Consider the following 13,764-nt stretch of genomic DNA (forward strand, 5'->3'; position numbering starts at 1 on the left):
GGCGCGTACCGGCTGCGCGTACCGGATTCCACGGTGGCCGGCAACACGGCCGCCCCGGCCGCGCGCCGACGTCTTACGCCGCCACCGCCCCTCTCTGCACCTTCGCCGCCTGCCCCCCCACGCGCCCGCGCCAGTTCTCCCCGCCCTCCAGCGACGGCGTCGACTCGAACACCTCGGCGATCCAGTCGGCGAACACGCGCACCTTCTGAGACAGATGCCGGTTGTGCGGATAGACGATCGAGATCGGCTTCGGCTTCGGATTGCAGTCCGGCAGCACCTCGACCAGCGAGCCGTCGAGCAGGTTCGGCAGCACCATGAACAGCGTCGGCTGGATCATCCCGAACCCTTCGAGCCCGCACGTCACATAGGCATCCGAATCGTTGACCGTGACGGTCCCGTTCATCCGCACCTCGAACGGCTTGCCGTCGATCATGAACACCCACGGAATCGCCCGCGCGCCGTGGCTAGATCGAAAGTTCACCGCATGATGCTCGGCGAGATCGGCAATCTCGTGCGGCTCGCCGTGACGCGCGAGGTAATCGGGCGACGCGCAGGTCACGCGCTTCAGCATCCCGATCCGCCGCGCGACCATCGACGAATCCTCCAGCGGCCCGACCCGGATCATGCAGTCGATACCCTCCTCGACCGGATCCACGTAGCGGTCGGAGAGCCCCAGTTCGAGCGTGATGTCCGGGTAGCGCTGCCGGAAAATCGACAGCGACGGCAACACGATGCGCCGCCCGAGCGAACTCGGCATGTGGACACGCAACACGCCGCTCGGCTTGCGGTTGCCGGTCTGGAAACTCGCGTCGGCCTCCGCGATCTCCGAGATGATCTTCATGCAATGCTCGTAGTACGCCGCCCCTTCCGGCGTCAGCGACAGCCGGCGCGTCGTCCGGTGCATCAGGCGCACGCCGAGCAACGCCTCGAGATTCTGGATGATGGTCGTCACCGACGCACGCGGCATCGCGAGCGTGTCGGCCGCGCGCGTGAAGCTGTTCGCGTCGACCACGCGGGTAAAAACTTCCATTGCCTGGATTCGGTCCATGCTGCTCCCCCTTCGAATCGCCAACGAAACAGAATAGAGCGCGCGACGGGCGCGGCACAAGCCCCCACCTATTGTTCTCCGATCCTGAATAGTTTCTGAGTTTCGGACTGGAAAGCGATCGATTTCCGCTCAGTCCCGCGCGGCGATCGCTCCGGCCCCGCTCGGTCGCTGCCGCACGCGGGGCGTTACCGCACGAATCGCTCGCGATACCCCTGCGGCGATACGCCCAGCACGCGCACGAAACAGCGGCGCAGCGTCTCCTCCGAGCCGAAGCCGCAACGCGCGGCGATCCGCTTGACGGGCCATGCCGTTTCGCCGAGCAGGCGTTGCGCCGCCTCGACGCGGATCTGCTCGACCGCGCGCGCGGGCGTGCGGCCGGTGCCGGCGCGGTAGTGGCGCACGAAGCTGCGCTCGCTCATGCGCACGCGCTCGGCCAGCGCCGGCACCGACAGGTCGGCAGTCAGGTGCTCGGCCATCCATGCGTGCAGTTCGCCGAACCGGTCGTCGGTGCGCTGCATCGACAGCATCGTGCTGAACTGGGCCTGCCCGCCCGGACGCTTCAGGAACACGACGAGTTCGCGCGCGACGTCGAGCGCGGTTGCCCGCCCGAGGTCCTCCTCGACCAGCGCGAGCGCGAGATCGATGCCGGCCGTCACGCCGGCCGAAGTCCACAGCGCACCTTCGCGGATGAAGATCGGATCGGACTCGACGCGCACGTTCGGATAGCGCGCCGCGAATTCGTCGCAGCGCGCCCAGTGCGTGACCGCGCGCCGCCCGTCGAGCAGGCCGGCCTCGGCGAGCAGGAACGCGCCGGTGCAGACCGATGCCACGCGCCGTGTGCGCGCCGCCTGCTGCCGTACCCAGCGCACGAGCCGCGCATCCTTCGATGCCGCATGCACGCCCTTGCCGCCGGCGACGATCAGCGTATCGGGGTGGCGCGCCGCCGAACGCAACGATTCCGCCATCACGACCAAGCCCGACGACGTCTCGACGGGCCCCGCCTCGGCCGCGATGACGCGTGGCGCATACGGCGCCGGCTGGCCGCGCTCCAGCGCGAGCTCGTTGACGGACGCGAACACCTGCAGCGGCCCCGACACGTCGAGCAGTTGCGCACGAGGGAACGCGAGGACCAGGATCGAACGCGGGGCGGCAGGCATGGCGATTGGCTGAAAACGTGGGAGATATGGCAATTTCGCCAAACACTACGCGCCTAGAATCGATCTGTCCATCCCGTGTCCGCAACGGTTCGCTCCCCTTCCTCTCGGAGTCTTCGCATGACCCTGCATATCGGCTTTCTCGTGTTTCCGGGCGTCCAGCAACTCGATCTCACCGGCCCGCACGACGTGCTCGCGTCGCTGCCCGACGCCACCGTCCACCTGGTCTGGAAGTCGCGCGACACCGTCGCGTCGAGCAGCGGGCTCGCGCTCGCGCCGACCTGCACGTTCGACGACTGCCCGCCGCTCGACGTGATCTGCATTCCGGGCGGGATCGGGATCAACGCGCTGCTGCTCGATGCCGAAACGATCGCATTCGTGCAGCGGCGCGCGGCCGCTGCGCGCTACGTGACGTCGGTCTGCACGGGTGCGCTACTGCTGGGCGTGGCCGGCCTGCTGCGCGGGCGGCGCGCGACGACGCACTGGGCGTTCCACTCGCTGCTCGAACCGCTCGGCGCGGTGCCGGTGCGCGAGCGCGTGGTGCGCGACGGCAACCTGATCACGGGCGGCGGTGTCACGGCCGGCATCGACTTCGCACTGACGATCGCCGCGGAGCTGGCCGGCGAAGAAGAAGCGCAGGCGATCCAGCTGCAACTCGAATACGCGCCCGCCCCGCCGTTCGACGCCGGTTCGCCCGACACCGCGCCGGCAACGGTCGTGAAGCGCGTCACCGAACGTTCGGCCGCCGGTTTCGCGACGCGCAAGGCGACGATCGAACAGGCACTGCGCGCGATGTCGCGCTGAATGCGAACACAGGAAAATTGACGCGAAGACTGGAAGACGACGCGCATCCGCGCCGGAGAACCCATCGATGAACATCATCCGCAGCGCCGCGTTCACCGCAGACCGTGCGTGGGGTGCGCTCGACGTAGCAAACCTGAACGGCATCACGGTCCGCCTGCACTGGACCGACCAGCCGTATCGATGGCATGTGAACGACGGCGAGGAAGTGTTCGCGGTGCTCGACGGTCGCATCGAGATGCGCTATCGCGAAGCAGGCGTCGAGCACGCGACGGTGCTCGAAACGGGTGACGTGTTCCACGCCGCGGCCGGCACCGAGCACGTCGCGCATCCGCTCGGCGAAGCACGCATCCTCGTGGTCGAAACCGCAGGCAGCGTCTGAGATCGGGCGGGCATTCCGCATGCGTTGCACACGCGGAACGCCCGCCTGCACGGCGGTTCTATCCAGAGATCGTCCCGCTGCGACGCGACGAGGTTGGGCTGCGGCGCGCACCGACACGGCCACGGGTCGTGTTCGAGCGCGACGGCCTTGCCCATCACGGTCACGTGCGCTCGGCGCCGTCCGACACGATCACGCGAAGCGGCTATGGCAATGGCGGCACGTGCGGGCGCGAAGGGCAATCGCATTGCGCAATACAACCCGATATCGCCAGAACAACGCTCGTACAATGCCTAAAATTGATTTAGTACAAGTACGAAAATCAGCCCGAATAATCCAGCCGGCCCGATTATCTCAATAAATTCCCGGCCAATTATCCCAAAAATCCGGCGCGATAAATTCATACGAGCGCGTCCGCCAAGCAACGCCCACAAGGCGTCAGCACGCCACAAAACCTTTCAGAATCTCGCCGCCCCCACCTTTAATTCTTACCCGGTTCGATAAAACACAATTGCCTCATGGCGTTTCGTTAATTAAAAAACAGAGGAATACAATTCAATAAAGATAAATTCACTGATCAACATCAAAAAACATGGATGAACTCCAGTCGATGCGCTTGTTCGTCAAGGTCGCCGAAATGTAGAGCTTCGCAAAAGCCGCCGCCGACCTGCACATTTCCAACTCGTCCGCCACCCGCCTGCTCCTGAGCCTGGAAAACCGGCTCGGCGCGCGCCTGCTGAACCGCACGACGCGCAGCCTGTCGCTCACCGACGCCGGACGCCTGTATTTCGAGCAGGTGCGCCGCTTGATCGACGAGATCGATTGCGTCGAAGAGAGGATCGCATCGCTGAACCATGAGCCGATCGGCTCGCTCAAGATCGTTGCGCCCGTGATGTTCGGCATCCAGATGCTCGCCCCGGCGCTCGACACATTCAAGCGCCAGCATCCCAAAGTCGTGCCGGAAGTGACGGTCGTCGACCGGCATGTCGACCTCGTGTCGGAAGGATTCGACGTCGGGCTGCTGATCACGCAGCGCATCACCGGCGCCAGCACCGTGCGGCGAGTCCTCACGCGATTCGGCCTCGTCATCTGCGCGTCGCGCGAATACATCGACCGGCATGGCCAGCCCGTGCATCCGCGCGATCTCGAGCATCATGCGTGCCTGCTGTTCCAGTCGGACTACGCGGGCGAATCGGTGACGTTCGACCTCGGCAATATGCGCTTCGCCGTGCGCCCGAACAAGTCGGCAGCATCGAACAACCTGGGCTTGATCCGGCAACTCGCCTTGAACGGCATGGGCGTCGCGATCCTCCCGCGCTTCCTCGTCGAGGACGACCTCCGCGACGGCCGGCTGCTGCCGCTGCTCGACGGTTATTGCGTCGACGATCTCGAGATGAACATCGCGTATCCGAGCCGCCGGCACTTCCCGCGCAAGACGCGCCTTTTCGTCGATCACGTGATCGAATATTTCACGTGCACGCACCCAAAACCCGAGCTCACTTATCCGGCCTGCCGTTCCGGCAGCCCGTCGGGCGCCCAGGAACCGCCGGCCTGAACCCGGTTCGGCCGCCGCCTGCGCCGCATGGCTGCATTGCTGGCGTGCACCGAGCGCGTGGTGCGCGACGGCAACCTGATCACGGGCGGCGGCGTCACGGCCGGAACCGACTTCGCACTGACGATCGCCGCGGAACTGGCCGGCGACGAAGCAGCACAGGCGATCCAGCTCCAACTCGAATACGCGCCCGCCCCCACTGGCGCTGCACACGATGTCGCGCTGAATGCGGACACCGGAAAATTGACGCGAAGACTGGAAGACGACGCGCATCCGCGCCGGAGAACCCATCGATGAACATCATCCGCAGCGCCGCGTTCACGGCGGACCGCGCGTGGGGCGCGCTCGACATTGCGAACCTGAACGGCATCACGGTCCGCCTGCACTGGACCGACCAGCCGTATCGATGGCATGTGAACGACGGCGAGGAAGTGTTCGCGGTGCTCGAAACGGGCGACGTATTCCACGCGGCGGCCGGCACCGAGCACGTCGCGCATCCGCTCGGCGAAGCACGCATCTTCGTGATCGAAACCGAAGGCAGCGTCTGGTGGCCGGCGGCCGTGCGTCGATGCCGCGCGGATGGCAACCGCCTCCGCGCGGCGCGTTTCATCCGGTGATCGTCCCGGTGGCCTGCGACGCGATCAGCTTCGGCTGCGGCGTGCACAGGCACTGGCACAGGTCGTGTTCGAGCGCGACGACCTTGCCCATCACGGTCATCGTCCGCTCGCCGCCGTCGGACACGATCACGCCCGGCGACTTGCAGGCAGCGCAGAACACCGGTGCGCCGAGATAGGCGAGTTCGCGTCCGTCGAACGACGAGTTGGCGATCCCTTCGAGCACGACGCCGCCGTGGTCAGTCGTGTCGCCCTTCAGAATGAATTTGCGGCTCATGTTGTCGGTTCTTCCCTCGGAAATGCCGTGCAACGCGGCAGCGCGCAGGCAGTCGGAATCTGCCCGTCGATCGCGGGCGTCCCGCGAGCATATCACCGCTCGTCGCAGCCGCCGCCCACCGCCATTCAGACGAACAGCGCGAGACACAGTGCGGCGCCGCACAGATATGTACCGAGCGCGCCGACGAAACGCATGGGATTCGGGTTGGCCATCGTCGGCCACGCGAGCAAACCGATCACGAGCAGGCAACGGCATGCGGTCGCCGCGACGATCAGCGCCAGGATCGTGCGCGATGGATCGTGTGCGCCGAAGTAGAGAAACAGCACCGCGAGGAACGGCGCGTATTCGGCCGTGTTGCCGTGCGCGCGCACGATCTTGTGCAACCCGTTCGCCGGATCGGCCGCACACCCGGAACCGGTGGTGCACCGGAAGCGCGTCACGGACACGACGAGCCCGAGCCCGAACAGCAGCAGCCCGAGGATGGCCGTGCAAACGAGCGCGACGGGGTGGATCGGCATGGGACTCCCCGCAAAAGCGGAAATGCGCCGCATATCCCGCGATCGTACCCGTGACCGACCCGCGCGACCATCACGGAAACCCGCAGCATCGCCGTGCACCGGACACAGTTTTACGGTCGGGTTCCGATCCCAATTGTCGCTCCGCCGCACCGCACGAAACCGGTGCATTGCCCGCCTGCCCGGCCTTCCGGGCCGGCCCGCCGACGCATCCCGCCACACGGGTGCCCCCGGCCACGAAACGCGCAAACGTTACGCTGCGACGGCATGCACCACCGCAGCGCGACGCGGGTGACAGCGCGTCTCGGGCACGTGCGTTGCGCCCACGCATCTCGGTAGTGAACGTCCTTGGCAGCCCGCTGCGGAGGACTACACTAATCCTTAATGGGGTGCGGCCGGAGCCCGCACCTTCAGGGAGACGCCGCCATGAATCGGCCGCTGAATCGTATCCTGCCGCGCGTGACCGGTCTCGCATCGGTCTGGACGTGGGTTAAGTGGTCTTTGCTGGCCGCGCTGCTGATCGCCGTGGCGATCGTTGCGCGACTCGTGCAGAGCGAGATCGAAACGTCCCGGCTGCAGGCGCGCTACCTGTCCGAGCTCACCCGCGACGTCGGCTACACGGTCGAGACGGGGCCGAGCGATCACATCCGCTTCCCCGCGAACGGCCCGTACGACCAGCGCCTCGGTTACGCGATGATTCCGGCGTTCCAGGAGCGGCTGCTCGCGCGCGGCTTCGTCGTCGGCAAGCAGGCGCGCGATTCGCAGCGGATGCTGTCGCTCGGCGAGCGCGGATTGTTCCTCCCGTTTGAAGAAAAGGATCAGGCGGGTCTGATGCTGTTCGACTCGACCGGCGCGCCGCTGTTCGCGACCGTGTTCCCTCAGCGCGTCTACGCCGACTTCGACCTGGTGCCGCGCGTGGTGGCCGATTCGCTGCTGTTCATCGAGGATCGCTACCTGCTCGACGCGAACGAACCGAACCGCAACCCGGCCATCGACTGGGGGCGCTTTGGCCGCGCGGTCGCCGACCAGGCGCTGCACGTCGTCAACCGCCATCAGGCGCGCCCGGGCGGCAGCACGCTCGCGACGCAGATCGAGAAGTTCCGCCATTCGCCCGAGGGCCGCACCGCAACGCCGCCCGAGAAGCTGCGGCAGATCGCGTCCGCGTCGGTGCGCGCGTACCTGAACGGCCCGCAGACGATGCTCGCGCGCCGCACCATCGTCGTGCGCTACCTGAACTCGGTACCGCTCGCCGCGCGGCCGCATATCGGCGAAATCACCGGCCTCGGCGACGGCCTCGCCGCGTGGTACGGCCGTGACTTCAACGACGTGAACCGGATCCTGTCCGCGCCGACGACCGGCGACAACGTCGACGAACAGGGCAAGGCGTTCCGCGAGGTGCTGTCGCTGATCATCGCGCAGCGCGCGCCGTCGTACTTCCTCAACAGCGGCTACCCGGCGCTGCAGAAGCTGACCGACAGCTACCTGCGGCTGCTGTCGAACGGCGGCGTGATCTCGCCCGCGCTGCGCGACGCCGCGCTTGACGCGCAGATCGAACGCAGCGCGCCGCCGGCCGCCGCGCACGTGCAGTCGTTCGTGTCGCGCAAGGCCGTGACGTCCGCGCGCGCGTCGCTGCTGTCGGCGCTCGGCATCAGCGACCTGTACCAGCTCGACCAGTTCGACCTGCAGGCGACCAGCACGCTCGACAACGGCGTGCAGCAGGCGGTCGCCGAACGGCTCGCCCAGGCGTCGACGCGCGACGGGGCGCAGAAGGCCGGCCTGTACGGTTACGAGATGCTCGCGCCGAAGGACGACCCGTCGCACCTCACGTACAGCTTCACGCTGTACGAACGCCGCAACGGCGCGAACCTGCTGCGCGTGCAGACCGACAGCGTGAACGAGCCGTTCGACGTCAATCGCGGCGGCCGCATCAACCTCGGCTCGACCGCGAAACTGCGTACGCTGATCACCTACCTGCAGATCGTGTCCGACCTGCACGCGCGCTACGCGAACCTGTCGAACGCGGAGCTGGCGCGCGTGAAGCCCGACCCGATCGACGGGCTGTCGCGCTGGGCGCTCGACTACCTGTCGCATACGCGCGACCGCTCGCTGCAGGCGATGCTCGACGCGGCCGTCGAACGCAAGTATTCGGCGAGCCCGGACGTGTTCTACACGGGCGGCGGCGCGCAGGTGTTCTCGAACTTCGAGAAATCGGACAACGGCCGCATCCTGACGCTGCACACGGCGTTCGAGCATTCGGTCAACCTGGTGTTCGTGCGGCTGATGCGCGACATCGTCCACTACGAGACACTGCAGGCGGCCGGCCCGTCGTCGTCGTGGCTCGGCGATCCCGACCAGCGCCGGCATTACCTGCAGCAGTTCGTCGACGGCGAAAGCCAGGTCTACGTGAAGCGCTACTACACGCGCTATGCGGGCAAGGCCCCCGACGACGCGCTCGCGCTGATGCTCAAGGACGTGCGCAAATCGCCGCCGAAGATCGCGACGGTGTTGCGCAGCGTCGCGCCGAACGAATCGCTCGCGTGGTTCGACGCGCAGATGCGCGTGCAACTGAAGGGCACGCCGGCCGCGACGCTGTCCGACGACGATCTCGCCAGGCTCTACGCGAAGTACGCGATCGACCGCTTCAACCTCAACGATCGCGGCTACATCGCGAGCGTGCATCCGCTCGCGCTGTGGACGCTCAACTATCTGCGCGCGCACCCGGCAGCGTCGCTCGCCGACGTCCAGCGCGACAGCCGCGATGCACGCTTCTACACGTATTCGTGGCTGTACAAGACGCGCTACCACGCGACCCAGGACCGCCGCATCCGCCGCATGGTCGAGCTGCGCGCGTACGCGGAGATCACGAAGTCGTGGCGCGCGCTCGGCTACCCGTTCGCGGAAGTCACGCCGTCGTACGCGGCCGCGATCGGCGCATCGGGCGACCAGCCTGACGCACTCGCGAAACTGATCGGCCTGATCGCGAACGGCGGCCAGAAAGTACCGACCGAGACGATCACGCGGCTCGACTTCGCGAAGGGCACGCCGTACGAAACGCGCTTCGTGCGCGCGACCGCGCAGCCGCAGCCGACGCTGTCGCCGGAGATCGTCAACGTGGCGCACACGCTGCTGCGCGACGTCGTGCTCAACGGCACCGCGCGCCGCCTCGCGGGCGGCTTCACGCTGCCCGACGGCAAGACGCTCGACGTGTACGGCAAGACGGGGACGGGCGACCAGCGCTTCAACGTCTATGCGCGCGGCGCGCGGCTGATCGAGTCGCGCAAGGTGAACCGCAGCGGCACCTTCGTGTTCGTGCTCGGCGACCGGTTCTTCGGGGTCCTGACCGCAACGGCGCACGAGCCGTATGCGGCGCGCTACGACTTCACGAGCGCGATGGCCGTGCAGCTGCTGAAATCGATGGCGCCGGCGCTCGCGCCGCTGATCGAACGCCCGGCCGGCACGCGCACCGCGGGCCCCGCCCCGCAGGCGGAGACGCCCGCGCCGGGCGCCGCTACCGCGCAACCGTCCTGACGGCCGCGCGTCCGTTCATGCGCCGGCGCGCCGCTCAGTGCGAGCGGCCGTCGTAGTGCGTGACCGGCAGCGCGTCGATATCGACATCCTCGAGACAGCGCACGTTGATCGCGGCCATCGCGGTGCCGTTCGGGTGGACGCCCTCGCCGAACGTGTGAATCCCGCAGCGCTTGCAGAAGCGGTGCTGGATCACGTGCTTGTTGAACATGTAGGTGGCGAGATGGTCGTCGGGCGTGAGGAGCGTCATGTGGTCGCGCGGCACGAACCACATCAGCGCGCCCTTGCGCTGGCAGATCGAGCAGTTGCACGCCATCACGCCCTGCAGGTCGCCTTCCGCCTCGAACTTCACGTCGCCGCAGTGACAGCTTCCGCGATAAAGCATGGTCGTCTCCCGGTGCGGCCCGTGCGCATCGACGGCGCCCCGGCGGAACACCGTTGGCCGGGCCGATCCAAGCGGGTACAGTAGCGCGCACATGCGCCGCACGCAATGTCCGTGCGGCGCCCGTCCCGACCCTGTCCAAACCAAGGAAAACCGTCATGCTCGAACTGCGCCCCGGCTGCGAATGCTGCGACAAGGACCTGCCGCCCGATTCGGCCGATGCACGCATCTGTACGTTCGAATGCACGTTCTGCGCGACCTGCGCCGACGACGTGCTGAAGGGCCGCTGCCCGAACTGCGGCGGCGACCTGGTCGTGCGCCCGCGACGGCCCGCAAGCTTGCTCGCGAAATACCCGGCGTCCACCGAACGCATCCACAAGCCGGGCGGCTGCGCGAACGCCTGACGGCACCGCACGGCCGGCCCCTCCCCGTCACGACATCTCGATCCGTGCGCGCGTCACCGCGAGTAGCGCCGCCATCGCGCGGCGCGCATTCAGATGCAGTTGCGCCTCGAGCGTGCGATCGATCAGCGTGCCGAGCGGCACCAGCAGTTCGTTGCCGCCGGCCTCGAGCACGCTCAGGTGAAAGCGCAGGTCGGCGCGCACCCATTCGTCGACGTTGCGCGCGGCGGCCATCGCACGCGCCGCGCCGTCGATCGCGTCGAACGTCTCCGGCGTATGCATGCGCGCGGCAAGCGCGGCCGCGTACGGCTCGACCATCTCGCGCATTTCCTGCAGCTTCAGCGCGAACGCGATCGGCGGCGCGACACGCGCGTACCAGTCGAGCAGGTCGGCGTCGAGCAGGTTCCATACGCCGCGCGGCCGCACGCGCGTGCCGATCTTCGGCCGCGACTCGACGAGCCCTTTCGACGTGAGCGTACGCAGCGCCTCGCGCATCACCGTCCGGCTCACGCCGTACATCACCATCAGGTCGGGTTCCCTCGGCAGCAGCGACTCGGGCGGGTAGTCGCCGCGCAGGATCGCCGTGGCGAGCCGGAAGGCCGTTTGTCCATGCAGGTCGCGTCGAATGATCGTTCTCCGTTATGCCGGTACCCGGGCGTGCCGGCTGTCCACTATCTGCACAATAGTGCTATTAATACTATTTTTTAACGGGCTGCGCTAGGATAACCATGAAAGCACGCGACCGTGCGCCGCGCCCGACTGCCCGCGCCGGTCAACCCTGGAGACTCGCACCGTGAAAATCACCCGCCTCGAAACCTTCGTCGTCCCGCCGCGCTGGCTGTTCCTCAAGATCGAAACCGACGAGGGCATCGTCGGCTGGGGCGAGCCGATCGTCGAAGGCCGCGCACACACGGTCGAGGCCGCCGTGCAGGAACTGGCCGACTACCTCGTCGGCCGCGATCCGCTGCTGATCGAGGATCACTGGCAGGTGATGTACCGCGCGGGCTTCTACCGCGGCGGCCCGATCATGATGAGCGCGATCGCGGGCGTCGACCAGGCGCTGTGGGACATCAAGGGCAAGCATCACGGCGTGCCCGTGCACGCGCTGCTCGGCGGCCAGGTGCGCGATCGCATCAAGGTGTATTCGTGGATCGGCGGCGACCGGCCGAGCGACGTCGCGAACAATGCGCGCGCGGTGGTCGAGCGCGGCTTCAAGGCCGTGAAGATGAACGGCTCCGAGGAGCTGCAGATCGTCGACACCTACGACAAGGTCGAGCAGGTGATCGCGAACGTCGCGGCGGTGCGCGACGCGGTCGGCCCGCATGTCGGGATCGGCGTCGACTTCCACGGCCGCGTGCACAAGCCGATGGCGAAGGTGCTCGCGAAGGAGCTCGACCCGTACAAGCTGATGTTCATCGAGGAGCCGGTGCTGTCGGAGAACGCCGAGGCGCTGCGCGACATCGTCAACCAGACCAACACGCCGATCGCGCTCGGCGAGCGGCTGTACTCGCGCTGGGATTTCAAGCACATCCTCGCAGGCGGCTACGTCGACATCATCCAGCCCGACGCATCGCACGCGGGCGGCATCACCGAGTGCCGCAAGATCGCGACGCTCGCGGAGAGCTACGACGTCGCACTCGCGCTGCACTGCCCGCTTGGGCCCATCGCGCTCGCCGCGTGCCTGCAGCTCGACGCGGTCAGCTACAACGCGTTCATCCAGGAGCAGAGCCTCGGCATCCACTACAACCAGGGCAACGACCTGCTCGACTACCTGCGCAACCCCGAGGTGTTCCGCTACGAGGACGGCTTCGTCGCGATCCCGCAGGGCCCGGGGCTCGGCATCGACGTGAACGAGGAGAAGGTGCGCGAGATGGCGGAGACGGGGCATCGCTGGCGCAACCCGGTGTGGCGTCACGAGGACGGCAGCGTCGCCGAGTGGTGAGCGCGATGCGCGGCTGCGACCCGCGCGGCAAGTATCGATTCGAGAACGGCTGCCCGACGGGCAGCCGTTTTTGCATGCGCAGTGCGGTGTCCGGCACGTGCCGGGTGCGCGACGGCGGCCTTGCGCCGCGCCGCGCCGCGCGCGCCCTGCCGTCAGCCGAGTGCCGCGAACCCCGGCACGCTGAACGACAGCACGGCGGCCGCGACGAACACGCCGATCATCGTCAGCGCTTCGAGATGCAGGATGTTGCGGAACGTGTGCGCATCCTCGGTCGACGCGGTGCGGCGCAGGCGCGGCAGCGCCGCGAAGCGGTTCAGGCCGCCGAGCACGAGCGCGAGCGCGACGAGCAGCAGCTTCAGCAGCAACACGCGCCCCCACGTGCTGCCGTCGAGCGGCGCGAGCGAACCGCCGAGCCCGCGGATCGCATTGAGCGCGCCGGTGCCGAGCAAGAAGACGACCGCGACGATCGACGTGCGCGACAGGTGCTGGCCGATGCGAATCAACGCGCCGCGCGCAACCGACGAACCGAGCGCCGGCAGCACCGCGAGCCCGCCCGCGAGCACGAGGCCACCCCACACGGCCGTTGCGAGCAGGTGCAGCGTCTGCACGCCGACCGCCGCGGACAGCGCGCCCGTATCGGCCGCATGGCCGAGCGACGCCTTGCCGGCCGCGACCACGATCACCGCGAGCCACAGCACCGCGTGCGCGGCCGGGCCCTCCGGCTTCGCCAGCGCGACGATCGCGAGCACGACGGCGCCGGCGAACGCGACGCTCCACGCGAAGCCCGTATGCGTCTGCATCAGCATCACGGGAATCGCGGCGAACGCGCCGCCGAGCCCCGCGCCGCTCATCGTCGCCGCCTCGTAGACGAGCCAGCCGAGATCCGCGAGCACCAGCGCCAGCGCCGCCGCGACCAGCGAATGTTGCGCGCGCAGCCATGCGGGATGCGACGGCGCGACGACCGGACGGGCACCGTCCTTGCCGAGCCATGCCTTGAGCAGCGCCGAGCCGACCGCCATCGCGAACGCCGCGTCCATCAGCGCCGCGAGCGCGACCTGACCGATCCACAAGCTGTCGAACTTCATCGCGCACACCCTCCCGAAAGCGGCAGGCCGACGGAGCGACGGCAACGGGACGGACAGCGTGAGGAAGGCAACGGCACGGTAGAAAACGT

Annotated in this window: 13 protein-coding genes and 3 pseudogenes; 8 read left to right on the forward strand and 8 right to left on the reverse strand. The window is 67.7% G+C overall.

The annotated features are described in order from the left end of the window. Positions 1-73: 73 nt before the first annotated feature. Together CFB82_RS14915 and CFB82_RS14920 are read right to left on the reverse strand one after the other, a co-directional pair. Entirely contained in the window at positions 74-1,048 is a 975-nt protein-coding gene (locus tag CFB82_RS14915) for a LysR family transcriptional regulator (protein ID WP_089484530.1), read from the reverse strand. A 185-nt stretch (positions 1,049-1,233) separates the two neighbouring features. Continuing rightward, entirely contained in the window at positions 1,234-2,205 is a 972-nt protein-coding gene (locus CFB82_RS14920; protein ID WP_069248777.1) for a GlxA family transcriptional regulator, read from the reverse strand. A 117-nt stretch (positions 2,206-2,322) separates the two neighbouring features. Here CFB82_RS14920 and CFB82_RS14925 point away from each other — a divergent pair, with 117 nt between their 5' ends. Next, positions 2,323-3,006 (forward strand): DJ-1/PfpI family protein, encoded by a 684-nt coding sequence (locus CFB82_RS14925; protein WP_089484531.1) that lies wholly within the window; start codon positions 2,323-2,325, stop codon positions 3,004-3,006. Between the two features lie 67 nt (positions 3,007-3,073). Continuing rightward, positions 3,074-3,385 (forward strand): cupin domain-containing protein, encoded by a 312-nt coding sequence (locus CFB82_RS14930; protein ID WP_089484532.1) that lies wholly within the window; start codon positions 3,074-3,076, stop codon positions 3,383-3,385. Positions 3,386-3,462: 77 nt separating this feature from the next. Here CFB82_RS14930 and CFB82_RS43995 read toward each other — a convergent pair. Continuing rightward, a pseudogene (locus tag CFB82_RS43995) lies at positions 3,463-3,578 on the reverse strand (PAAR domain-containing protein); the annotation flags it as partial. A gap of 507 nt (positions 3,579-4,085) precedes the next feature. On the opposite strand from CFB82_RS43995, the gene CFB82_RS14935 reads away from it, so the two are divergent. The 3 genes and pseudogenes from CFB82_RS14935 to CFB82_RS14945 form a co-directional block, all read left to right on the forward strand. After that, the gene (locus CFB82_RS14935) at positions 4,086-4,937 is read left to right on the forward strand and encodes a LysR substrate-binding domain-containing protein (RefSeq protein ID WP_256990367.1); all 852 of its coding nucleotides are present in this window, start codon (positions 4,086-4,088) and stop codon (positions 4,935-4,937) included. A 48-nt stretch (positions 4,938-4,985) separates the two neighbouring features. After that, a pseudogene (locus CFB82_RS44000) lies at positions 4,986-5,231 on the forward strand (hypothetical protein); the annotation flags it as partial. After that, positions 5,228-5,479 (forward strand): annotated as a pseudogene (locus CFB82_RS14945) (cupin); the annotation flags it as partial. The pseudogenes CFB82_RS44000 and CFB82_RS14945, both read left to right, overlap by 4 nt. Positions 5,480-5,540: 61 nt before the next feature. On the opposite strand, the gene CFB82_RS14950 reads toward CFB82_RS14945, so the two are convergent. Beyond that, positions 5,541-5,825, reverse strand: coding sequence for a PAAR domain-containing protein (locus CFB82_RS14950; RefSeq protein ID WP_048242675.1), 285 nt, complete (start codon positions 5,823-5,825; stop codon positions 5,541-5,543). Positions 5,826-5,950: 125 nt separating this feature from the next. Then, positions 5,951-6,343, reverse strand: coding sequence for an MAPEG family protein (locus tag CFB82_RS14955; protein WP_089446346.1), 393 nt, complete (start codon positions 6,341-6,343; stop codon positions 5,951-5,953). A gap of 423 nt (positions 6,344-6,766) precedes the next feature. Here CFB82_RS14955 and CFB82_RS14960 point away from each other — a divergent pair, with 423 nt between their 5' ends. Beyond that, positions 6,767-9,868 carry a transglycosylase domain-containing protein gene (locus CFB82_RS14960; RefSeq protein WP_089484533.1) on the forward strand — a complete coding sequence of 1,034 codons (3,102 nt, stop codon included), beginning with the start codon at positions 6,767-6,769 and terminating at the stop codon, positions 9,866-9,868. Positions 9,869-9,902: 34 nt separating this feature from the next. Here the strand turns inward: CFB82_RS14960 and CFB82_RS14965 are convergent, their stop codons facing one another. Continuing rightward, a complete protein-coding gene (locus CFB82_RS14965) occupies positions 9,903-10,250 on the reverse strand; it encodes a GFA family protein (RefSeq protein ID WP_089484534.1) in 348 nt (115 codons plus the stop codon). Between the two features lie 155 nt (positions 10,251-10,405). Here CFB82_RS14965 and CFB82_RS14970 point away from each other — a divergent pair, with 155 nt between their 5' ends. After that, a complete protein-coding gene (locus CFB82_RS14970; protein WP_069248784.1) occupies positions 10,406-10,651 on the forward strand; it encodes a DUF1272 domain-containing protein in 246 nt (81 codons plus the stop codon). Positions 10,652-10,678: 27 nt separating this feature from the next. Here the strand turns inward: CFB82_RS14970 and CFB82_RS14975 are convergent, their stop codons facing one another. Continuing rightward, a complete protein-coding gene (locus CFB82_RS14975) occupies positions 10,679-11,278 on the reverse strand; it encodes a FadR/GntR family transcriptional regulator (protein ID WP_089484535.1) in 600 nt (199 codons plus the stop codon). A gap of 163 nt (positions 11,279-11,441) precedes the next feature. On the opposite strand from CFB82_RS14975, the gene dgoD reads away from it, so the two are divergent. Beyond that, on the forward strand, positions 11,442-12,590 hold the full coding sequence (gene dgoD / locus CFB82_RS14980) for a galactonate dehydratase (RefSeq protein WP_089484536.1): 1,149 nt from the start codon (positions 11,442-11,444) through the stop codon (positions 12,588-12,590). Positions 12,591-12,742: 152 nt separating this feature from the next. Here the strand turns inward: dgoD and CFB82_RS14985 are convergent, their stop codons facing one another. Further along, positions 12,743-13,675 (reverse strand): CopD family protein, encoded by a 933-nt coding sequence (locus tag CFB82_RS14985; RefSeq protein WP_069248786.1) that lies wholly within the window; start codon positions 13,673-13,675, stop codon positions 12,743-12,745. Between the last annotated feature and the right edge of the window lie 89 nt (positions 13,676-13,764).

Source organism: Burkholderia sp. HI2714 (genome assembly GCF_002223085.1).
Lineage (GTDB): Bacteria > Pseudomonadota > Gammaproteobacteria > Burkholderiales > Burkholderiaceae > Burkholderia > Burkholderia lata_D.